Source organism: Mesorhizobium sp. M0062, from assembly GCF_040323125.1.
Lineage (GTDB): Bacteria > Pseudomonadota > Alphaproteobacteria > Rhizobiales > Rhizobiaceae > Mesorhizobium.
Genome location: NZ_JAMYUO010000016.1, coordinates 46,054 through 67,728 on the forward strand (window position 1 = coordinate 46,054; position 21,675 = coordinate 67,728).

General features: G+C 64.5%; 21 protein-coding genes and 2 pseudogenes. 11 read left to right on the forward strand and 12 right to left on the reverse strand.

Going from position 1 to position 21,675, the window contains the following annotated elements; translation table 11 throughout:
* Position 1 precedes the first annotated feature (1 nt).
* Positions 2-905, forward strand: a pseudogene (locus tag NKJ64_RS19310) (carbohydrate ABC transporter permease).
* Between the two features lie 31 nt (positions 906-936).
* Here NKJ64_RS19310 and NKJ64_RS19315 read toward each other — a convergent pair.
* Positions 937-1,641, reverse strand: coding sequence for an SDR family oxidoreductase (locus tag NKJ64_RS19315; protein WP_023715144.1), 705 nt, complete (start codon positions 1,639-1,641; stop codon positions 937-939).
* Between the two features lie 117 nt (positions 1,642-1,758).
* Between NKJ64_RS19315 and gcvA the strand changes: the two genes are divergently transcribed.
* Entirely contained in the window at positions 1,759-2,658 is a 900-nt protein-coding gene (gene gcvA, locus NKJ64_RS19320) for a transcriptional regulator GcvA (protein WP_023685899.1), read from the forward strand.
* 58 nt (positions 2,659-2,716) lie between these two features.
* On the opposite strand, the gene NKJ64_RS19325 is transcribed toward gcvA, so the two are convergent.
* Positions 2,717-3,820 carry a flavin-containing monooxygenase gene (locus tag NKJ64_RS19325; RefSeq protein WP_352463160.1) on the reverse strand — a complete coding sequence of 368 codons (1,104 nt, stop codon included), beginning with the start codon at positions 3,818-3,820 and terminating at the stop codon, positions 2,717-2,719.
* Positions 3,821-3,990: 170 nt separating this feature from the next.
* Between NKJ64_RS19325 and NKJ64_RS19330 the strand changes: the two genes are divergently transcribed.
* A complete protein-coding gene (locus NKJ64_RS19330) occupies positions 3,991-4,239 on the forward strand; it encodes an FAD-dependent oxidoreductase (RefSeq protein WP_245274447.1) in 249 nt (82 codons plus the stop codon).
* 37 nt (positions 4,240-4,276) lie between these two features.
* On the opposite strand, the gene NKJ64_RS19335 is transcribed toward NKJ64_RS19330, so the two are convergent.
* On the reverse strand, positions 4,277-4,693 hold the full coding sequence (locus NKJ64_RS19335) for a winged helix-turn-helix transcriptional regulator (RefSeq protein ID WP_023673465.1): 417 nt from the start codon (positions 4,691-4,693) through the stop codon (positions 4,277-4,279).
* Between the two features lie 136 nt (positions 4,694-4,829).
* On the opposite strand from NKJ64_RS19335, the gene NKJ64_RS19340 reads away from it, so the two are divergent.
* Positions 4,830-5,417 (forward strand): dihydrofolate reductase family protein, encoded by a 588-nt coding sequence (locus tag NKJ64_RS19340; protein WP_023685903.1) that lies wholly within the window; start codon positions 4,830-4,832, stop codon positions 5,415-5,417.
* A gap of 95 nt (positions 5,418-5,512) precedes the next feature.
* Here NKJ64_RS19340 and NKJ64_RS19345 read toward each other — a convergent pair.
* Positions 5,513-5,928 (reverse strand): annotated as a pseudogene (locus NKJ64_RS19345) (VOC family protein).
* Between the two features lie 256 nt (positions 5,929-6,184).
* Between NKJ64_RS19345 and NKJ64_RS19350 the strand changes: the two are divergent.
* The gene (locus tag NKJ64_RS19350; protein ID WP_023740063.1) at positions 6,185-7,393 is read left to right on the forward strand and encodes an MFS transporter; all 1,209 of its coding nucleotides are present in this window, start codon (positions 6,185-6,187) and stop codon (positions 7,391-7,393) included.
* Between the two features lie 29 nt (positions 7,394-7,422).
* Here NKJ64_RS19350 and NKJ64_RS19355 read toward each other — a convergent pair whose 3' ends face one another.
* The gene (locus NKJ64_RS19355) at positions 7,423-9,717 is read right to left on the reverse strand and encodes a cation:proton antiporter domain-containing protein (RefSeq protein ID WP_352463161.1); all 2,295 of its coding nucleotides are present in this window, start codon (positions 9,715-9,717) and stop codon (positions 7,423-7,425) included.
* Between the two features lie 238 nt (positions 9,718-9,955).
* Here NKJ64_RS19355 and NKJ64_RS19360 point away from each other — a divergent pair, with 238 nt between their 5' ends.
* Positions 9,956-10,687: a DUF2270 domain-containing protein gene (locus NKJ64_RS19360; RefSeq protein ID WP_023673885.1), complete on the forward strand. Its 732-nt coding sequence runs from the start codon at positions 9,956-9,958 to the stop codon at positions 10,685-10,687.
* A gap of 37 nt (positions 10,688-10,724) precedes the next feature.
* Here NKJ64_RS19360 and NKJ64_RS19365 read toward each other — a convergent pair whose 3' ends face one another.
* Positions 10,725-11,069: a hypothetical protein gene (locus NKJ64_RS19365; RefSeq protein WP_023699394.1), complete on the reverse strand. Its 345-nt coding sequence runs from the start codon at positions 11,067-11,069 to the stop codon at positions 10,725-10,727.
* Positions 11,070-11,353: 284 nt separating this feature from the next.
* Here NKJ64_RS19365 and NKJ64_RS19375 point away from each other — a divergent pair, with 284 nt between their 5' ends.
* Positions 11,354-11,659 carry a hypothetical protein gene (locus tag NKJ64_RS19375; RefSeq protein WP_023689804.1) on the forward strand — a complete coding sequence of 102 codons (306 nt, stop codon included), beginning with the start codon at positions 11,354-11,356 and terminating at the stop codon, positions 11,657-11,659.
* A 49-nt stretch (positions 11,660-11,708) separates the two neighbouring features.
* On the opposite strand, the gene NKJ64_RS19380 is transcribed toward NKJ64_RS19375, so the two are convergent.
* Positions 11,709-12,356 (reverse strand): Vgb family protein, encoded by a 648-nt coding sequence (locus NKJ64_RS19380; RefSeq protein ID WP_023814852.1) that lies wholly within the window; start codon positions 12,354-12,356, stop codon positions 11,709-11,711.
* 29 nt (positions 12,357-12,385) lie between these two features.
* Complete coding sequence (locus NKJ64_RS19385) at positions 12,386-13,606, reverse strand: hypothetical protein (protein WP_023685490.1); 1,221 nt, start codon at positions 13,604-13,606, stop codon at positions 12,386-12,388.
* A 389-nt stretch (positions 13,607-13,995) separates the two neighbouring features.
* Here NKJ64_RS19385 and NKJ64_RS19390 point away from each other — a divergent pair, with 389 nt between their 5' ends.
* From NKJ64_RS19390 to NKJ64_RS19400, 3 genes are all read left to right on the forward strand, one after another.
* A complete protein-coding gene (locus tag NKJ64_RS19390; protein ID WP_023685489.1) occupies positions 13,996-14,748 on the forward strand; it encodes a DUF899 domain-containing protein in 753 nt (250 codons plus the stop codon).
* 86 nt (positions 14,749-14,834) lie between these two features.
* The gene (locus tag NKJ64_RS19395; protein WP_023685488.1) at positions 14,835-15,107 is read left to right on the forward strand and encodes a hypothetical protein; all 273 of its coding nucleotides are present in this window, start codon (positions 14,835-14,837) and stop codon (positions 15,105-15,107) included.
* Positions 15,108-15,155: 48 nt separating this feature from the next.
* Positions 15,156-16,160, forward strand: coding sequence for a zinc-dependent alcohol dehydrogenase family protein (locus NKJ64_RS19400; protein ID WP_023693809.1), 1,005 nt, complete (start codon positions 15,156-15,158; stop codon positions 16,158-16,160).
* Between the two features lie 18 nt (positions 16,161-16,178).
* Here the strand turns inward: NKJ64_RS19400 and NKJ64_RS19405 are convergent, their stop codons facing one another.
* The 4 genes from NKJ64_RS19405 to NKJ64_RS19420 form a co-directional block, all read right to left on the reverse strand.
* Positions 16,179-18,041 carry an ATP-binding cassette domain-containing protein gene (locus tag NKJ64_RS19405; protein WP_352463162.1) on the reverse strand — a complete coding sequence of 621 codons (1,863 nt, stop codon included), beginning with the start codon at positions 18,039-18,041 and terminating at the stop codon, positions 16,179-16,181.
* Between the two features lie 71 nt (positions 18,042-18,112).
* Entirely contained in the window at positions 18,113-19,258 is a 1,146-nt protein-coding gene (locus tag NKJ64_RS19410; protein WP_032923983.1) for a sugar ABC transporter substrate-binding protein, read from the reverse strand.
* A gap of 158 nt (positions 19,259-19,416) precedes the next feature.
* Positions 19,417-19,683 carry an SGNH/GDSL hydrolase family protein gene (locus NKJ64_RS19415; protein WP_352463163.1) on the reverse strand — a complete coding sequence of 89 codons (267 nt, stop codon included), beginning with the start codon at positions 19,681-19,683 and terminating at the stop codon, positions 19,417-19,419.
* 85 nt (positions 19,684-19,768) lie between these two features.
* A complete protein-coding gene (locus NKJ64_RS19420) occupies positions 19,769-20,074 on the reverse strand; it encodes a GDSL-type esterase/lipase family protein (RefSeq protein WP_352463164.1) in 306 nt (101 codons plus the stop codon).
* 166 nt (positions 20,075-20,240) lie between these two features.
* On the opposite strand from NKJ64_RS19420, the gene NKJ64_RS19425 reads away from it, so the two are divergent.
* A complete protein-coding gene (locus tag NKJ64_RS19425) occupies positions 20,241-21,476 on the forward strand; it encodes an ROK family protein (protein WP_023730373.1) in 1,236 nt (411 codons plus the stop codon).
* The last annotated feature ends 199 nt before the right edge of the window (positions 21,477-21,675 follow it).

Genomic DNA, 21,675 nt, shown 5'->3' on the forward strand with positions numbered 1-21,675 from the left:
CATGGTCAAGACGGCCGCGACAAGGAAGGCGAAACGTGGGGATATCGACGAAGGCGGCATGGGCTACCTGCAGAGCCTGCCGCGCCGCGTGGTGACGGTCTATCTGCCGCTGCTGGTGTTCGTCTTCGTGCTGTTGTTTCCGTTTTACTGGATGACGATCACGGCGGTTAAGCCCAATCTCGAGATGACCGACTATGCGCAGTTCAATCCGTTCTGGGTGGTGCATCCGACATTGGAGCACATCCGCTATCTCCTGTTCGAGACCTCCTATCCGGGCTGGCTGCTCAACACGATCATCATCTCGACCGCCGCTACTTTCCTGTCGCTGCTGGCGTCGGTGTTCGCCGCCTATGCGATCGAGCGGTTGCGCTTCTCCGGGGCGCGGCAGGTCGGCCTCGGCATCTTCCTAGCCTATCTGGTGCCGCCCTCGATCCTGTTCATTCCGCTGTCGGTGATGGTGTTCAACCTCGGGCTCTACGACACGCCCTTCGCGCTCATCCTTACCTATCCGACCTTCCTGGTGCCGTTCTGCACGTGGCTGTTGATGGGTTACTTCCGCTCCATCCCGTTCGAACTGGAAGAATGCGCGCTGATAGACGGAGCGAGCCGGTGGCAGATCCTCACCAAGATCGTGCTGCCGCTGTCGGTGCCCGGCCTGATCTCCGCCGGCATATTCGCCTTCACCCTGTCAATGGAACGAGTTCATCTATGCGCTGACATTCATCCAGTCCTCGGAAAACAAGACCGTGCCGGTGGGTGTGCTGACCGAGTTGGTGCGCTCCGACGTCTACGAATGGGGGGCGCTGATGGCGGGAGCGCTGATCGGCTCGCTGCCGGTGGTGGTGCTCTATTCGTTCTTCGTCGAGCACTATGTCTCGTCGATGACCGGCGCGGTGAAGGAGTGACGCGCCGGCTCACGCGAGGCGACCGGCGCGGTCAGATCGCGCCGATGATGCCGCCGTCGACGCGGATGTTCTGGCCGGTGATGTAGCCCGCACCTTCGGAAGCGAGGAAGGCGATGGTCGCGGCAATTTCCTCCGAGGTGCCGTAGCGCTGCATCGGCACGCTGTCGCGGCGCTCCTCGGTGGCCGGCAGGCTGTCGATCCAGCCGGGCAGCACATTGTTCATGCGTACATTGTCGGCGGCGTAGGTGTTGGCGAAGATCTTGGTGTAGGCGGCAAGACCGGCGCGGAACACGGCGGATGTCGGGAACATCGGGCTCGGCTCGACCACCCAGGCGGTCGAGATGTTGATGATGGCGCCGGCCTTCTGCTTGACCATCTGCGGCGCCACGATGCGCACCGGCCGGATGACGTTCATCAGATAGACGTCGAGACCGGTGTGCCACTGCTCGTCGGTGATTTCGAGGATCGGCGCGCGTGGCCCGTGGCCGCCGCTGTTGACCAGCACGTCGATGCGGCCGAAGCGCTCGAGCGTCAGATCGGCGAGCCGCTGCAGATCGTCATTCGACTGGTTGGAGCCGGTGACGCCGAGGCCGCCAATCTCCTTGGCCAGAGCCTCGCCCTTACCGGAGGACGACAGGATCGCGACCTTGAACCCGTCCGCCGCCAGCCGCTTGGCCGCCGCCGCGCCCATACCGCTGCCACCCGCGACGACGACTGCCACTTTTTCTACACTCATTTTTCTCTCCTTGGGGTTTTGCGGCGTGTGTCTCGCGACTTCAAAGGATGATATAGCCGGTCTTGCCATCTGGTTCGAACCAGAAAGCCTGAAATCAAGCTGTAGAAAAACTCCTGCATGCCCGAAGCCTTCCTGAGCCTGCCGCCGTTGAATGCGCTGCGTGCCTTCGAAGCCGCCGCGCGTCATCTCAACTTCCGCATCGCCGCGCAGGAGCTGAACGTGACGCAAGGGGCGGTGGCGCAGCATATACGCGGGCTGGAGGCGGATCTCGGCGCAAAGCTGTTCGACCGGCTGCCGCGCGGCCTGGCGCTGACCGATGAGGGACGTGCCTATGCGCCGAACATTCGCCGCGCCTTCGAGCTGATCTCCGAGGCAACGCTGCTGTTGCGGCCCGAGCCGGCGCGGCTGACGATCAGCGTCACGCCGAGCTTTGCCACCAAATGGCTGATCCCCAAACTGCCGGAGTTCGTCGCCCACAACCCGCTCGTCGATTTGCGCATCCTGGCCAGCCAAAGCCTGTCGAGTTTTCAGGCCGACGGCGTCGACATTGCGGTCAGGCAAGGCCGCCCGCCCTTCGGCGCCGGCCTGATGGTCGACCTGTTGTTCCCACAGCAGATCGTCGCCATCTGCAGCCCTGCCCTGCTGCCAACCGAGGCGAACGAGATCGCGACGGCCGATATCCAGCATCATGTCCTGTTGCACGACGCGCACAATCTGTGGCCGGAATTCATGGAGAGAGCGCTCGGGCTGAAGATGGCCACCGAGGCCAAACGCATGCGCTTCAACCAGACAGGCCTCGCGATCGACGCCGCCATTGCCGGCCAGGGCATCGCGCTGGCCAGCCGGTTTCTCGTCGCTGCCGACATTGCCGCCGGCCGGCTGGTGCAGCCGATCAACGCAGAGATGCGTGGGACGCACGATTTCTATGTCGTGATGCCGCGCAAGCAACGGCACCCAGAACCGACGCAAGCCGTGCGGCAATGGCTGCTCGATGAGGGCGACGCGGCGGGGCTGTGATGGATAGCCGATCTCCCCGCAAGGCGGGAGATCCGCAGCTTGGCCGACGCCGCCCCTTTCAGCCTCGCCGAGCAATGTCGGCCGCCACTGCCTTCGCCTCGCGTCCAATTTCCCTGAGCAGACCGGTGACCGGATTGTAGAAGCCGACGAGGTAGAGGCCGAGTTGCGAGGCGCGGGCGTTGACGCCACTGCGCTCCGGCTGCAATTCCACGGGCAGAAACTTTTCGTAGCCCGGGCGATAGCCGGTGGCGAGGATGACGGCGTCGAAATTTTCCTGCCTGCCGTCGGTGAACGCAGCGCCGCGCTCGGTGAAGCCCGTTATGTCGGGCGCGATCTTGATGGCGCCTTTGGTGATGGCGTCGACCGTGCCGACGTCGATGACCGGGATGCGGCCGACTTCGTCGATCTGTTGCAGGATGCCCTGTTTCGGCCTGACGATGCCGTATTTCTCGAGCTTGCCCAGCGCGAAATCGAGGATGATCGGAAACATCCAGTCGTTCAGCGCCTGCGGCATTGGCCGGCTGGCGATGCCGACCATCTGGATCGGCACGCCAAACAGCTGGCGCGGCACGATGTGGACGCCCTTGCGCACCGAAATGGTCGGACGCGCGCCACTTTCCGCCAAGTCGAGCGCGATCTCGGCGCCGGTGTTGCCCATGCCGACGATCAGCACCGAGCGGCTGGCAAAGGGCGCCGCTTGCGTATAGTTGGCGCTGTGCAGCACCTCGCCCTTGAAAGCCTCGATGGCAGGGAGCCGGGGGACGATCGGCTCGGCATTGTTACCGCTGGCGATGACGACATGGCGCGCCTTCAGGTTGTCCGAACCTGTCTCGACCAGAAAACCGCTGTCGGTACGGCGAATGGCTTTCACCGTTACGCCGAAGCGCGGGCGCAGATCGAATTTTTGCGCGTAGTCGTCGAGATAGCGGACCACCAGTTCGCGCGGCACGTAGCGCGGATAATTTTTGGGAAAGGGCTGGAACGGCAGCGACGAGAACGACTTGACCGTATGCAGATGCAGCCGCCGATAGTGCCGCCGCCAGGCGGGGGCGATCTCCTGCGATCTTTCGAGCAGGATGAAATCCACTCCTGCCCGCTTCAGGCAGGCACCGACCGCAAGGCCGGCAGGCCCGGCGCCGACAATAACGACAGTGGTGTCCAAGCGATTCTCCTCCCGCTAGTTCCTTAGGCTACGCGTAGAAGCGCAGGCGGGACAAGGCGCGCCTCACCTTCTGCCCTTGTTGGAGAAGGTGGATCGGCGCGCTAGCGCCGAGACGCCTTCGCATCGCGGCGCGCACGCTGCGCATCCTGTCCGGTCTCGGCTCACCCAGGGTGACGAATGTCTATCCCGGCAATCGCCCCATGCTGTCGGACGGGCTGCCTGTCGACGGCCGCACCGCGGTCGAAGAGCTCTACGTGCATGGCGGCATGGGCCCAATCGGCATGCATGCCGCCCCCGCCACCGCGCGCTGGCTGGAAGAGGCCGTGTTCGGGCGATGGCAATCCGAAGCAGACATGGCTCTGGCCACAGCGATTTGCAGGATGGGAAGGGTGAGGCTGCGCGACGTCGTGTCGATGTAGCCCGCCATCGGCCCGAAGGGAGGGCTGGCGTTGCTCCTTAGCCGATATGCTCGGCGCGCAGCTTCTTCTTTATCTGCTCCAGGCCTGCCTCGCCGCCCGTCGCCAGTTCATCGGCGATCCTTGCCAGCTTGTCATCGGCGTTGCGGTATTTGCTGCCCCAGGCGCCGAGCGTCGCCAGCACCGGCAACAGGTCGATGCCCGCCTCCGTCAGCTTGTAGATCGCCTTGAGCTTGTGCGTGGGGTCGTCGCTTCTGGTGACAATGCCCTCATCCTGCAAGGTCTGCAGCCGCTCGGCCAGCGTGCGCGACGAGATGCCTTCGCCTGATAGCAGAAACTCCCGGAAGTGCCTTTTTCCCGCGAAAATCATGTCGCGGATGATCAGCAGCGTCCAGCGGTCACCGAGCAATTCGAGCGACAGGCTGATGGGGCAGCCGGATCTTTCCCTGGTCGACATTTGAATGCTTCCATTTTTAAATCACTTTACTATTGACATCATTTTTCTCTCGTGTCAATGGTTCCGAAAGTAAAGCAATCACTAACGCCGCCTGACCTGGCGCTGGTGACACCAGAGCTCAATCAGGAGAACGACGATGAGAAAGCTGATCCTGCAGATGCAGATGTCGGTCGACGGTTTTGTCGGCGCGGCCGGCGATGAGCACTGGCAGCTCTGGGAATGGGGCGCCAACTGCCCGTGGGACGACGACTTGAAGCAGGATTTCAACGCGGTGTTCGCCGGCATCGATACCATTCTGCTCAGCCGCAAGATGGCCGAAGAAGGCTATCTAACCCATTGGGGCAATGCGGCAAAAAACTATCAGCGCGATCCCTTCTACGCCTTTGCGCAGCGCATCGTCGAGGCGCGCAAGGTGGTGCTGAGCGACAAGCTCGCGGCATCGCGGTGGGAGCGCACGACGCTTGCCAGCGGCGACCTGCCGCGCGAGGTCAAGGCCCTGAAAGCTGAAGGTGAAGGCGACATGGCGGTATTCGGCGGCGCCGGCTTTGCCTCGGCGCTGATTGCAGCGGGGTTGGTCGATGAGTTCCAGCTGTTCATCAATCCGGCCGCGCTGGGCGACGGCGAGCGGATTTTCGACCGTGGCGGCTTCCGGAAATTGCGCCTGCTCGGCTCTAAAGCCTATGCCTGCGGAATGGTGGTGAACCGCTACGCGCCGGCAATGTGAAGCAGTTCAGCGATTGAATCCGTGGACCGCTTCAACTCTTTGTTTTTACGAGAACTCCGGACGGATCACCGCAACCCGCTCCTCGTGAACCTGCGCTAGAAATTGATCTCGACCGAAGCGGCACTTCGCTTTGCCGGCCCGTGAAAGCCTCGATGTTGTTGCCGTCGGGGTCGAGCAGGAAGGCGGCGTAGTAGCCGGGGTGGTAGGGCCGCTCACCCGGCGCGCCATTGTCGGCGCCGCCGGCATCGAGGCCGGCCTTGTAGAAGGCATCGACCATGGCCTTGTCCCTGGCCTGGAGGGCCAGATGATGGCGCCCGGTCAGCTGTCCCTTCGCCGCCCGGCTGTCGAGGCTTGAGATGAACAGCTCGTCGGCCCAGAAATAGTCCTCGGCCTCGCCGCCGATCGGAATGCCGAGCACCTTGAAGACGGCTTCATAGAAGCGCCGGCTCGCCTTGAGGTCCCTGACCACCAGCTGGACGTGGTCGATGAGGCGGCCGCGATGCAGTTCCATGAGCGATATCTCCCGTCGCGAGACCACAAAGCTAGTGCCGCGGAGCGGCTCGTCAATTCGGCAGTCTATCTTGTCGGCGCGCTTGGCAGCCTTACACCCCTGCTTTTGTCATATCCGGATGGACTTCCACGCAGACCGGATAAAAAATGCAACCGGATTGTCGGATTCGAAATCCCGCCAACGTCCTTCGGACGCAAGCGGCGCAACGGAGCTGGAGCGAGTGGCGCCGCATCGAAACCGATCTCGGGAGAAGAGCATGAACAGTTCCTACCGTTGGGTGATCGTCGCGTGCGGCGCGCTGATGACCTGTGTGGCGCTCGGCGCGATGTTTTCGCTGGCGATCTTTCTCGAGCCGATGGCGCTCGACACCAACTGGTCGCGAACCGGCATTTCCAGCGCCATGACGCTGAATTTCTTGGTGATGGGTGCAGGCGGTTTCGCCTGGGGCGCCATCTATGACCGTGTCGGCGCCCGCCCGGTGGTTTTTGCCGGCGCGGTGCTGCTCGGCCTGTCGCTGGTGGTGGCGAGCCGAGCCCAATCGCTGCTAGTCTTCCAGCTGAGCTATGGCGTCATCGTCGGGCTGGCGGCCAGCGCCTTCTTCGCGCCGATGATCGCGCTGACCACCGCCTGGTTCGAGACCCATCGCAGCCTGGCCGTGTCGCTGGTCTCGGCCGGCATGGGCGTGGCGCCGATGACCATTTCACCCTTCGCGCGCTGGCTGATCACCGCCTACGACTGGCGTACCGCCATGTTCGATATCGGCATCATGGCCTGGGTGCTGTTGCTGCCGGCCGTCTTCCTGGTGCGCCAGCCGTCGACGGCGGTCGCGGCAGCGGATGGCAGCGCGCCCGCGCCTGCCGCGGCCCCCGGCATGTCAGTCGGCCAGGCGCTGCGCTCGCCGCAATTCCTGGTGCTGGGTATGACCTTCTTCGCCTGCTGCGCAGCGCATTCGGGGCCGATCTTCCACATGGTGAGCTATGCCATGTCGTGCGGCGTGGCGCCGATGGCAGCCGTGTCGATCTACAGCGTCGAGGGCCTTGCCGGGCTTGGCGGGCGCGTGCTCTACGGCGTGCTCGGCGACAGGCTGGGCGCCAAGCCGGTGCTGATCGTGGGCCTCGCCATCCAGGCGGTGGTGATCGCCGCCTATCTCGCCGTCGGCAATCTCGAGCAGTTCTATCTCCTGGCGATCATCTTCGGCGCCACCTATGGCGGCGTCATGCCGCTCTATGCGGTTCTGGCGCGCGACTATTTCGGGCCGCGCATCATCGGCACGATACTTGGCGCCGCGACCCTGTTGTCCAGCCTCGGCATGTCGTTCGGCCCGCTCGCCGGCGGCATGATCTTCGACGCCTATGCCAGCTATTCCTGGCTGTTCATCGGCTCGGCGCTGATCGGACTCGGTGCTGCCGGCATCGCCATCGCGTTCCCGCCGCAGCCCGGCCGAGAGAGGCTGCAGGCGGCATGAGCGAAATTCCCCTCGAGGGCAAATACTCATCACCCTGTCGCCGTTCCCGAGCGCAGCTCTTCCCTGACCTCGTCGTCGCGGCTGAGCCTGGCGTCCGAGATCAGCACCACCGGGCATTGGCAGCGCTGCAGCACGCCTGTGGTCGTCTCGCCAAAGAAGAGTTCCTCGCCAGGGCGCCGCGCCACGCCCATGACGATCAGCGCCGCCCCCCTGCCGGCCTGGCGGGCAATGGCATCGGCGGCGGCGGCCCGGCTGCGGATGGCCGTCTCGATCTCGACGCCATAGCGGTCGGCTAGTGCGACGGTATCCTTCAGCACCGCCTCCCTGCGGCGATGCGAGACAGTGTCGCGCGGTTCGTCGCGGCCGACGCGCGCGACATAAAGTATCTTGACCCGCGCACCCGTGACCGCTGCAATCGCCAGCGCCATTTCGGCACCCCGGCGGGCGATCGCGGTGCCGTTGACCGGAACCAGAATCTTCCCGCCTTCAGGTCCTAGCCTTGGCATCTGGCGGCCGGCGCCGGGCGCCTTCAGCACCAGGCATAGCGGGCCCTCGAAGGCGCCGGCGATCTCGTTGATGCGGCGGGCAAACCCACCTTTCGACGTGACCGCGCGGCCGAGCCCGATCAGCAGCAGCCCATAGCCTTTGCGCGCCTCCTTGGCAACCGTTTCGGCCGAAAGCTCGGCCTCGTGGCGCCGCGTGACAGGCGCCGCGCGGGCAAGCTCCTCGTCCGAACTCCTGGCGGCCTCGCGGCTGTCCTCGGCACCCTTTTCGATCGGCTCGAGCTTCGCATCCGTGCCGGGCTCGGCCTCCTCCCCCTCGCCTCGGGCATGCAGCACCGTCGTCGGCCTGCCGGCGCCCACGACTCCTGCGAGGTAAGCGGCAAAGCGGCCGACAACGCCCTCATCGGTCACCACCAGCAGTCGTTCCAGATTGGCGATGAAGCCGCGTTGGTCGATCTCCTCGCGCTCCAGACGCTTCTTCTCGTTCTCGCCCATCGGCAAGCGGCCGAGTGCCCAACGCAAGGTCGGCGGCATGGCGAGCGTGGTGATGACGGCCATGGTCACGATCATGGTGAAAAGATTGTGCGACAGAACGCCGATCGACAGGCCAATAGAGGCGACGATGACTTCGGTCGAGCCGCGCGCGTTCATGCCGCAACCGACGGCGATGCCTTCCTTGCGGCTCATGCCGGCAAGCTCGGCGCCGATGAAGGCGCCGGCGAATTTGCCGAAGCTGGCGATCAGCACGAAAGCGGCCGTGAGTAGCGCAAGCTCGTGGTCGACAAGCACGGTGAAATCCGCCGAAAGGCCGGCGACGCCGAAGAAAACCGGCATGAACAGCGCCATGATGACGCCGCGCAATTGCCCTTCGATATGACGCGACAGGATCGGCGATTCCCCAACCAGTATGCCGGCGACGAAGGCGCCGAGCACGGTGTGGACGCCGATCAGATCGGTGATCAGCGCCATTGCGCCCATGATGGCGAGAATGACGGTGACGACGGCGTATTCGCTGCGGAACGTATCGTTGGTCCAGCGGATGGCGTCGAAGACGATGCGGCGGCCAATCGTGAAGGAAAACCCCATGAAGGCGGCGACGCCGACAATGGTGAAGGCAAGGCTGCCGAGCTCGATGCGCCCCTTGGTGGCGATGCCGATGGTGATGGCGATGATCACCCAGCCGATCGTGTCCTCGATGATGGCCGACGAGACGATGATCTGACCGAGATCGCGGCGCATGAAGTTCATCTCGCGCACCACCATGGCGACGATCTTGACCGAGGAGATCGACAGCGCCGTGCCGAGGAAGAGACCGGCGACAATGCGCTCGGTTCCGTCGGCCAGCAGCGAGGCCGGCATGAACTGCGCGGCGGTGAAGCCGAGCGCGAAAGGCACGGCGACGCCCGCGGCGGAGATGGAAAAGCACGCACGGCCGACCCTGCGCACCAGCCGCAGATCCGTCTCCATCCCGGTGAGCAACAGAAGCATCAACACGCCGAGCTGGGCGATGGCGCTGATCATGCTCTTTTGGGTGGCGTCGCCTGAAAAGATCACGCGTTCTGCTTCCGGCAATAGCCAGCCGAGCAGCGATGGCCCGAGCAGGATGCCGCCGATGAGCTGACCCATCACCGCCGGCTGGCCGAGACGCTCCAGCAATTCGCCGATGCCGCGGCCGACGAGAAGCAGAAGGAGGATTTCGAGAACGAAAATGCCCTCGCTGGACATGCTGGTCTTTTCGGCTGCCAACGATGCGGCCGGCATGAATGCGAAAGCTGCCGCGGCAAGCGCGACCGGCCGGCGCCGGTTGACCACGAAGGACATCCACCCCCTCATCGTGCCCGGTATAACGTTTGCGGGCGAGATCGGTTGCACGCCACGCTCCCTTGGCGCGCCGCAGGTTCCTCATTACCTGAATCGCATAACGGGCCTATCTGACTGCGGATACACCGCCGAGACCCGGGCCGGCGACGGAACATTTTCAACCGATTGCGCGTTGCGCGGATGGGGATGACCGGCGTCGTTTCGGCCGGCCATGGCGTTGGGAGGCGCGTGGCAAGGGATGTCTCAGGTCAAGACCGTGAAAACCGACGAAGCGGCTGCAGCGCCGCGGGCCTCTGATGCGTTCGCGCTGAAGCTCACCTCATCGGAATTCGTGGCCACCATGTCGCATTTCCACCGCGCCGAAATCGCCCGCATGGCCGGCTGGCGCGACCGGCTGGACCGTACCAGCAACTGGGCGATTACTGTCGTCGCCGCCATGCTCTCAGTCTCACTCTCGACGCCCAGCGCCCATCACGGGGTGCTGCTCTTTGCCATGCTGCTGACCACGCTGCTGCTATGGATCGAGGCGCGGCGCTATCGTTTCTTCGACGTCTACCGGGCCAGGGTGCGCCAGTTCGAGCGCTATTATTTCGCGCAGATCTTCTCGCCGCAGCCCGACTACGCCTCCAACTGGCTGGCCATCGTCGGCGAAGGCCTGCGTTCGCCGCGCTTCCTGATCTCGCAACGCGCGGCGTTGGTGCGCCGGCTGCGCCGCAACTACATTTTCATGTACACGATCCTGATGCTGGCGTGGGTGCTGAAGATCACGACGCCCAGTCTGCAGCGCGAAGGGTCGCCGATAGGCTTGGGCGCGTCATTTCTCGACGCCGCGCGCGTGGCGCAGCTCGGCCCGGTTCCAGGCATCTATGTCGTGTGCATGGTCGGGCTGTTCTATGTCGGCCTACTCGCAGCCGCTTTCCTCATCTCAAGCGACGAGGGCGAGCTTTCGCATGGCACCGTGCATGTCTGAGAGCGGCCTCGAAAAGCGCAATCTGCCGCGGTGATCTTCAGCAGACATTGTCGACCATCAGAGCGGTCGCTTCCGACCGGCTTGCGGCTTCCTCAACCGGAAGCCGTGCGCGATGGCGCTTGTAGGCGGTGAGCGCGATGACCAGCACGCAGCATACGGCGTTCAGCCAGTTGATCGCCGCCAGAGCGGGATCGTTCAGATTGATGTGGGCGTAGAGTCCCGTCGTGGCGTTGGCGCCTGTCCACAACAGCCAGGTCGCGTAGGAAATCACCGACGCCCCGTGCCTGTCCCGGGCCACCCGCACGATCTGCGGCAGGTAGGACACCACGCGCAAGCCATTGAAAACAGTGAAGAGATAAAAAGACAGATCTGCAAGTGTCATCCGAAACCCCTGTCATGGCCGGACGTCCCATAGCGTTCCTTGCAGTGGCGGCATGTGAGCCCGTTCACATGCCGGCTTCGATTTTCCTGTTGCGGCCCGGCACCCGGATTCTTTCGCCATGTGGGCGTTCGCCGTGAGCCAGCCCGACGAGGTCGACATGAACCAGATCCTGTTTCGGCCGACGGCGCGGGAGTACTAAACAGATCTCGTGCTTGGGCAAAGTTCGGGTTGACCGCTGCCAAGAGCGCGGCGACTATCCCTGCAACGTGCAGGAGGACATGAGAATGGACGAACCCGATCGCTGGCGGCACATGGCGAGCGCGCCCAAGGACGGCAGCCGCATCCTGGTCACGGTCAGGCCATCGGAACAGGGGCCGGCCGAGGTCGATCTCGCTTACTGGTCGCGCGCCGACCAGTTCGGCACGGAGGGCTGGCGCTCTTCCGATTCGTCGCCAGGACGGGTGATCGAATACCCCGAACCGGAGTTGAAATGCTGGATGCCGCTGCCGACGGCCAATCTGAGCCGGGCTTCAATGCCAAGTCCGTGGCAAGGCGAAGACGTCCCGCTGCTCGACGGCTCCGGGATATGATCTCGGCGGGACGTTTCGCACCATAAGGCGAACGCCGCCGGCCGCGGCCTTATACGCTGCCGGCCGATCTGGGCCGGCGCACCGATCGCACCATGCCGCCGGGGCCGCTGCCGCAAAAGAAGCGGTCGCCGCCGTCGGATTCGAGCCCGGAAACGCCCACCCCTGCCGGCATGTCGAGCCGTTCCAGCACCTTTCCGCTTTGCGGATCGACGCGCCGGACATCGCTCTGGTCGCCTTCCCAGGTGCCGTGCCAGAGCTCGCCATCGACCCAGGTCACTCCGGTGACGAAGCGGTTTGAGTCGATGGTCCGCAGGATTTTCCCGGTCTCGGGATCGATCTGGTGGATCTTGCGCTCCCGGTTTTGCCCCACCCAGAGCGTGCCCTCGGCCCAGGTCATGCCGGAATCGCGGCCGCCGCCGGGCGCCGGGATGATGGAGAGCACCTTGCCGGTATCCGGGTCGATCTTCTGGATGCGGTCCCCGGCGAGCTGAAACAGATGTCGGCCGTCATAGGCGGTGCCGGCATGGGCGGCGACATCGATCGAGCGCAGCGTCTCACCGCTTGCCGGATCGAAGGCGGTCAGCCGCTCGCCCGTCGCAAACCAGACATTCTGTCCGTCGAAGCTCACGCCGTGCACGGTGTCGACATCAGGAAAGGGCCCGTATTCGCGCAGGATTTCCGCTGCTGAATGTTTCATGTCCTGGTCCTCGATCATGGTCACCTTTCCTAGCCGTTCGGCAGCGGCGACGGGAGTAACAAGGTGGTCGTGAAACCAGCGACCGGTGGCGTCATCCAGCGCCGCGCCCGGCCGTGGCCGAAGGACTGCACTTTGCCGGTCTCGGCCAACTGCTCGAGCGCCCGCTGTACGCTGCGCTGTCCGGCGCCCAGCGCCAGCGCCAACGCCGAGCTGGCCCAGGATTCACCATCAGCCAGGAAGGCCAGCACCGCGGCGTGCCGCTCCTCGATCGGCCGCGCCAGCACCGCCACGGAGCCTGCTTCGCGCGGCTTTAGCGCAAAGCCCTGGCTGGTCGCGCCTATGCCCGCCAGCGGCCGCAATTCGGCGCGCAGCCGGCCGATCTCGACCCGCAGCCTGGCGCGATGCGATTCATCGGCATGCCGGCCGCCAAAGGCGCGGGCAATCAGCGTCGCCCTCGGCACATCGGCCGGCCAGGCTTCGGCAAGCGCGCGCGCCAGCGCAAACAGCACCGGCCTCGTTGCCAGCGAGATCGTTGTTTCCTGCTTGTGCACGATATAGCGGAACGTATCGACGACCAGCGCGCGCGACGCCTGCAGCGCTTCGACCTCTTCGAGCAACAGCGGATGCTCCTCGCCGCCTGCGATCAGCCGCGCCGCCGGCGTCTCCAGCGCCAGGAAGGCGCTGTCGACCTCCGCCATAAGACCCGGAATGCCGGCCCGGCGGGCGGCATGGCGCGCCCACTCAAGGGCTGCGCGCGCGGCCTTCGTCTTCAGGCGCCGCATGGCGATGCCGGCAACCGCGAGTTCATGCGCGGCGCGTGAGGCCGGCGGAAGCGGTGACGGATCGAGCCCAGCCAGCACGTCTTCAGCCTCGTCGAGGCGGCCGATCAGCAGCAGGCGGCGCACTTTGAGATGCCCGGCATGCGCCGCGTTCAGCCGGTCGCCATGCTTTTCCAATGTCGACCGCGCCGCGTCGAGCGCCTTGGACGGCCAGCCGAGATCACGCGAAACAAGTGCGATCTCGGCTTCGGCGACAACGCACCTGGCGCGCGCCACCGCCTCCTTTGGACCGAAGGCACGGCCGGCCCTACGCAACAGTACTTTGGCGCGATCGAAATCGCCGAGCTGCGCCATGGCAATGCCGCGCAACGCCAGCGCCGGGGCATCCTCGCGCAAGGCGACGCGGTCGAGTGCCGCCAGCGGATTGCCCGCCGCCAGCGCCAGCCCTGCCGCGGTGATCAGCGAGTCCATGCAAATCCCGTCACATTTGTAACTCCCACCGCTCCCCTTATCGGCCCTAACTTAAGTCACCACCGCCAAGCAGCAAGCCGGGGACGGCGACCTAGCCATCTGGACTGGTTGAAGACGCCCAGGCCTGCGTTGACGGCAATATTCGCATTCGCTAGCCTGAGCATCTCAGACAGTCGTGTTAAGCTTCTCAATAAGGAAAAACCGACCATGCCTGCTTCCGAGGACTTCGAGCCCACCGTGCGGCCTCGCCACCCCTGCTGCGGTGGCCCGCCTGCAAATGCCGTCACATTTGTAACTCCGCCCTCGCCGCCTCGCGGCCCTAGCCTGCCTCACGATCAACAGGCAACGACAAGCCACAACGGCTCAACAACTGGCAAAGGAAACAAGCAATGACCAAGCACGTGGCAATGAAGACCCCACCGGTCGTTTCAAGGCAGGAATGGGAAGCCGAGCGCGAAAAGATGCTGGTGAAGGAAAAGGCAACGATGCGCGCCAGGGACGCGCTGTCGGCCGAGCGCCGGCGCATGCCATGGATGGAAGTAGACAAGCCCTATGTGTTTGAAGGTCCCAACGGCAAAGCGAGCCTGCTCGATTTGTTCGAGGGCCGGCGCCAGTTGATCGTCTACCGCGCCTTCTACGAACCCGGCGTCCACGGCTGGCCCGAACATGCCTGCCGCGGCTGTTCGCTCGGCGCCGACCAGGTCGGCCATCTCGCCCATCTCAACGCCCGCAACACCACGCTTGCCTATGCCTCCCGCGCGCCGCAGGCCGACATTGCCAGCTTGAAGCAGCGGATGGGTTGGGAGATGCCCTGGTACACAATCACCGACAGTTTCGACAAGGATTTCGGCGTCGACGAATGGCACGGCCACAACGTGTTCATCCAGGACGGCAAGAAAGTCTATCGCACCTACTTCATCAACAACCGCGGCGACGAGCAGATGGGCACGGTCTGGAGCTACCTCGACGCAACGCCGCTCGGCCGCCAGGAAATCTGGGAGGATTCGCCCGAAGGCTATCCGCAGACCGAGCTCTACAGCTGGTGGAACTGGCACGACAATTACGACGCCGCACCCGACAAGACGTGGGAGGAAGTGTCGGCGGCCGGCGAAGCCGCGTTCCGCAACAAGGACGGCAAGTAAGGACCTGGAGCGGCGCCCATCCAGCTTGGTTTCCTGTGCCTCACGGGACAGGAAACCCGGGCATTGATCATCAAGGGATTACGACCATGAGCGATATCGGCACAGGCACCGGCAGTGAGGTCCCTCAACGCTCCGATGCAGTTTCTCTCCGCACCGCCGACTGGCTGTGCCTCGCCGCGGCCCCTGTTTTCGCCGTGATGGCGCTGCTTACCTGCATTCACGCTGGCGACGGCGTCATGTCGTGCCTGGGGGCCGATGCCTCCCCGCTCACCGGCATGCCGCTGATGTATCTCTTGATGAGCGCCGTCCATCTGGCGCCTTGGCTGCGCGTGATTTCCGGCCGGCCGGTCCGGCGATAGGCTGGACCGCCGCCGCCATGCTAACGCTCTTTACGTCGGAGAGAGACTATGAAGCTGGTCAGGCTGAGAGCGCCGGGCGGGTTGGACAAGCTAGACCTGGTCGAGGAGGATCAGCCCCGGCCTGGGCCGGGAGAAATGCTGGTCAGGATTCGCGCCTGCGCGCTGAACATGCGCGACGATTTCGCCGTACAGGGCAAGGTGCCGCTCGCCGACGGCCGCGTGCCGCTGTCGGATGGCGCCGGCGAGGTGATCGCGATCGGTGACGGCGTCGACACGTTCAAGCCGGGCGACAGCGTCGTCAGTGTTTTCTACCCCTGGTGGCTGGCCAGCGACATGAGATCCGATACAAGCCGCGACATTCCCGGAGACAGTTTCGACGGCTTCGCCAGCGAGTATGTGTGCATGCCGGCGCAGGCCTTCACCACGGCGCCGGCGGGCTATACGCATCTCGAGGCGGCAACGCTGACCTGCACGGGCGTCACCGCCTGGCGCGGCCTGGTGACATGCGGCAAGGTAAAGCCCGGCGACACGGTGCTGATCCTTGGCACCGGCAGCGTGTCATTGTTTGCGCTGCAATTTGCCAAGGCCGCCGGCGCAAGGGTCATCGCCACGTCGTCCGATGAAGAGAAGCTGGAGAAGCTCAGACGACTCGGGGCCGACAGCGTCATCAACTACAAGGCGGTGCCGGAGTGGGGCGGCAGGGCCAGGGAACTGACGGACGGACGCGGCGTCGATCATGTGATCGAGGTCGGCGGACCGGCGACGCTGGCGCAGTCGATAGCGGCCTGCCGGACAGGCGGGCATATCGCACTCATCGGCGTCCTGACCGGCTTTGCAGCAGAAGTTTCAATCCCGGCGCTGTTTTCAAACCAGATCCGCATCAGCGGAATTTCCATCGGCAGCAAAGCCGACCAGCAGGACATGATCCGTGCGATAGAGGTCAACCGCCTGAAGCCTGTCATCGACAGCAGCTTTCCACTGCAGGATATCGCCGCCGCCTTCAGGCACTACGAAGCGCAAAGGCATTTCGGCAAGGTCTGCCTCGAGCTTTAGATCCTGCGATCGGCATTCCTACCCAGCGGCCGGCGCCAGCGTCCCGCTTGCCATCAGGCCCCAGAGCTGATCGGCGGTCAGCTGTTTGGCCGAGCCGTCGTAAGCCACCCTGCCGAGGCTGAGCACGACGATCCTGTCGGCCAGCGCCCTGACCGTCGACAGGTCGTGCGTGACCAGGATGACGCCGGTGCCGCTGGCGGCGATCGAACGGATCAGCTTGACGACCTGCGCGGTCTGCTTGACGCCGAGCGCGGCGGTGGGCTCGTCGAGGCAGATAAGCTTGACGTGATCGGCAAGCGCGCGGGCAATGGCGATGGACTGCCGCTGGCCGCCCGACAGCGAGCGCACCAGAACGTTTTCGTCGCGAAGCGTGACGCCCAGCGCGGCAAGCCGGGCACGACACTGCTCGGCGGCCTTTCGGTCGTCGCGAACCGGGAAGACACCGAGCCAACGCCGCGTTTCCTCACGCCCGAGGATCATATTGTGGGCGACGCTGAGGTTCGGGCAGAGCGCCAAATCCTGATAGACGGTCTCCAGGCCGGCGCCGCGTGCATCCTGCGGGCTCCTGAAGGAAATCGGCTGGCCCTCGAGGGTCATCGCGCCGGCATCGGGCCGGATGGCGCCCGAAATAATCTTCACCAGCGTCGACTTGCCGGCGCCATTGTCGCCGAGCAGACAGACGATCTCGCCTTTGCCGACCGTGAAGCTCGCCTCTTCCAATGCCGTCAGCGCGCCGTAGGATTTGCGGGCGTCGGCAATCGAGAATGCCGGACCTTGCGGGGCTTCTCCATTGCCCTCCGTCACGGCAGGGCCGGCCGAGGCGACGGCACCATCGTCCGCCACCGCGAAGTTGGTCGCGGCGGCCCGAGCGCGCCGGCCGCGAAAACCGATCGCAGCCTGGTCGGCCACCAACGCCAGCAACAGCATGCTTCCCACCGAAATGGATTGCCACCATGATTGCAGGCCGACGAAGATCAGTCCTGCATTGAGGATGCCGATGGTGGCAACGCCGATGGCGATGCCGAGCGGCCGGCCGGAGCCGCCGGAAAAAGCGACGCCGCCTAGGATGGCGGCGGTGAGCACGTCGAGCTCGAAGCGAACGCCGATGGTCGGCGTGATGCTGCCGAGGCGGCCGGCGATCAGCACCGAGACCAGACCGATCAGCAAGCCATTGGCGGCGTAGAGGCCGACCACCGTGCGCCCCACCGGAATGCCGCAGAGTTCGGCTGCGCGCGGATCGCCGCCTATGGCGTAGAGCCTCAAGCCGGTGACCGTGCTGGTCAGGACAAAGGCTCCGGCGACAAAGACCAGCGCGGCGATGATCACGGTGTACTGGATGCCGAAGATCTTGCCCCGCCCCAATTCGAGCAGAGCCTCGGGAAAACCATAGACCGCGGTGCTGGAGACGACGAAGGCAAGGCCGCCATAGAGCGCCAGCATCGCCAGCGTGACGATCAACGGCGAGATGCTCAGCCTGCGCACCAGCAGACCGTTGAGCAGACCGAGCAAAAGGCCCAGACCCAGGCCGACGCAGATTGCCAGCAGCGCGCTCTGCGTCGCCACCGCGACCTTGGCAGTGATGATGCCGATCAGGGCGACCATGCTGCCGATGGAGAGGTCGACATAGCCGGCGATCAGCAGCGCGGAGGTGCCGAGCACGGCGATCAGGATCGAGGTCGAGTTGACGCCGATGACGACGAAATTGTCGAGGCTGAAGAACGATTTGTTCAACAGCGAGAAGGCGACGATCAAGCCGAGCGCGACCAGCGCCAGCCCGATGCGGCCAGACGCTTCGCCCGGCGCCTTGACGCCCGGCAGCAAGGATGAAAACCGGCCCGTTTGCAGCGGTGTCGTCCCCGTTCGAAGGCTGTCTGTGCTCATGCTTGCCTCTCACTGAAGCGGGCGGTTTCAGGTCAGGCTGAACCGCCCGTATCGCGCGGGAAAAACAGGCGCTACTTTGCCTCGGATGACCAGGGGAAATTCACATACTGGTCGCGCGTATCGTAGCAGATGTTGCCGTACATCCTGAGATAGATATCGCGGCGCTTCGGGTCCTTGTAGACCGCGGCCGGGTCGGCGACGTCGGCCTCGTACTGGGCCATGTAGTCGCTGGTCAGCGCCACCGGCAGGATATCCATCGCCTGCGGGATGCTCTTGCCCTCCAGCCAGTCGGCCGCGTGCTGGCCCATGGCATAAGCGAAGACCGGCGACGCCAGGCTGATGCTTGCCTTGTAGGGACCGCCGCCTTTCTTGATCGCGGCGACCGCTTCCGGCTCGCCGTCGATGCCGCCGAGGAACTGGTCCGGCCGCGCCTTGCCTGCCGCTTCCAGGGCAGCCAGCGCGCCGAGCACGACGGTGTCGGCGCCGAGCACGACATCGACGTCGGGATGGGCCTGGAGAATGGTGCTCATCGTGGCAAAGCCGCCTTCCTTGTTGACGGGATTGGGTGAGATGTCGGCGACGATGGTGACGCCGGGCATTGCCTTGAAGATGTCGCGCATGGCGGCAAAGCGCGGCGCCAGGAATTCCATGCTGTCATGCGACAGGATGACGACATTGGCCTTGCCGCCGAGCTTGTCCTTTATGTAGGCTGCGGCCGCTTCGGCCAGCACCTTGCCGGTCTCGTATTGCGGCGCATTGAGCAGCGACGTGGCTGGCGGCGGCACGATGGTGCCGACATAGGCGCCCGACCAGATAAGCTCCTGCAGGCTGCGGCTCATGGAGGCCGGGTCCACAGGCGCCGCCACCAGACCGCCGATCTTGGAGGCGAGAAACAATTGCACCTGCTCGACCCCCTTGGCGGCGTCATTGTTGGCAAGCGCGCGGCGATATTCCAGCCCGCGATCCTTGGCGGCGGCGGCCAGGCCGCGGTCGACGCCCTGCATGAATTCACGCTCGTTGTCCTGCGCGAAGGCCAGCACCTTGTTCAGGCCGGGCGGTGGGCTGCAGGCCGGCGCCTTCGGATCGAACGGCGCAAATACCGCCGGCTTGGTGAGCCCGGCCGGGCCGTCCTGCGCGCTTGCCAGAATGGTACCGCCCGCGAGCACACCGGCAACGCCGAGCAGCGTCGCCAGCATCATGTTCCTGTCAGATCGCATTTTACTTCCTCCCTGTCGTTGATTGTTGCCGCGCATCGCAAGCCTCGCGGTCGCTACTCTTCCCAGTCTCCCCAGATACCCACCTTCCCGCTCGCAAGTCAAAACTTTTTCCAGTGGAATTAATTAATCAGAGATAGTCGGGTGACTCGCCCACGCGATCACGCCTTGCCGATCAGCGACTGGACGACTTTGGCCAATTCCGTGCCGAGCACGCGATGCGCGTCGCTGTCGAGGTGAATGCCGTCTACCGCGCTCGACTCGACGACATCGCCGGCGTTGAAGAACGCGGCGCCGGCGCGCCGGGCGGCATCACGGAACAAGCCGGCAAAGTGCATCGACTTTGCGGCACCGCCCAGGAACATCTGACCGAACCAGTCGACCTCCAGCATCGACGGCGGCGCCACAATCAGGACCGCGGGCGCCACGCCTGCGGGGCCAGCTTCGCTGCGCAGGACAATTCTGGCCAAAATCTCAACGGAATCAGCGACGTCGTTCGGCGTTACCGAGAACCTATGCTTGAGGATCGTTGGTGCCGAGCATGAGGATGACGAGGTCGAGCGGCATATGCGTTTCCAGGCACACCGGGAGCGATTTGAGCCCGTTCTTGTGGAGACCTTCGATCGGATCGTCGTGCACGGTGGTGCGCCCGCCCTGCCCTTCTTCGATCACATCCCATCCGCTGCCGAGCTGGCGGCGCATGATGCCCGGCCAGCGCCGGTCGGGCGTGAAGCGGCGCCGTCCGACGCGGGCCAGGGTGGGAATGGCGCCATAGGTATTGGAATCGCCAAAGCACATGATTGTCCGGGTCTGCGTCACGGCATTGCTCCTCCAGGCTTGCATTCTTTGAACGACAGCAGGCCGGCCGGCGTCAACTACATTTTTCCATCGGGTGGATTTAAGTGTTGCCTTGCCGTGCCCGCATTGCTACGTCAGCGCTTTGATCGGCTCGCCTTGCGGCCAACCTCCTTGCGCAGGGGAAAGCGTGACCGGCACCAGCTTCTTCAGTCTCGAAAAGATCGCCGAGGGCCGCAGCGGCGGAACCACGCAGGCCGAGAGCCGCATCTACAACGAACGCCTGATCGTCTCGCTGATCCGCCGGCACGGCCAGCTGGCCAAGACCGATTTGACGCGGCTGACGGGGCTGGCCGCGCAAACCATCACCACCATCGTCAACCGCGCCGCCGACAACAAGCTGCTGCTGCGCCTGGAGCCTTTGCGCGGACGGCTGGGGCAACCCTCGGTTCCCTATGCGTTGAACCCGAAAGCCGCGTACGCCTTCGGCCTCAAGGTCGACCATCGCAGCGCCGATGTCGCCCTGGTCAATTTCGTCGGCGACGTGATGGCGTTCGAACGCACGCTGTTCGACTATCCGACGCCCGTCGAGGTGATGAAATTCGCCAAGGGCGCCATCGCGCGCATGTGCCGCAAGCACAGATCGATAGAGCAAGACCGCATCGCCGGTCTTGGCATCGCCTCGCCATTCCATCAGTGGAACCTGAGCGAAGAGGGCGCGGTGCCGGCGAGCAGGCTGGATGCCTGGAGGGAAATCGACATTCGCGCCGAACTGGACCGGGCGTTCGACTGGCCGGTGTTCCTCTACAACGACGCCACGGTGTCGGCCGCGGCCGAACTGATGTTTGGCGCCGGCGGATCGCGCGCCGACTTTCTCTATGCCTATGTCGGGCACTTCATCGGCGGCGGCCTGGTGCTCGATCATCACTTGTTCCCCGGCCGCAACAAGCTGGCCGGGGCGCTGGGCGACATGCCGGTGCCCGCGCCGGGGCGCAAGGGCGACCGGATGACCCCGCTGCTGCGCGTCGCTTCGCTGCATTCGCTGGCCGGCAAGCTCAACGACCAGGACAATCGGGACGAGAGCGCCGGCCGCATCTGGTCGTCGCCCGACGACTGGGGCGACCTTGGAGAGCCGCTCACCGCGTGGATCGATGAGGTTTCGGACGGGCTTGCCTATGCCGCCCGCAGTGCCGTTGCCTTGCTCGACATCGACAATGTGGTGATCGACGGCGCCATACCGAATGGCGTGCGCAAGGAGATCGCCAAGGCCATGCGCAGAAAGCTGGCACGGATCCTTGTCGATCGCCCCGAGCCGTTCTCCGTCATCGAGGGGACGTTTGGCCATCTCGGCCCCGTTATCGGCGGCGCCAGCATTCCGTTGCTGGTAAAATATTCGAACGACAAGGAATTGCTCTTCAAGGAATAGGCGCGCAGCCGCCGGCACCAGGCATTTCGAACTGTGAGACTTGTCACATACCTGCTCGTGAAGCGCGTGCTACTTGCACCCTGCGGTCGGTCAACGCCGAAAGAAATCGCCTGCCATGGTCTGGCGGTGACGGGCCTTTCACTTTATGCTGTGGCAGGTTGCATACTCTCAACGGACCTTGATGCCGCAAGCGGTGTTC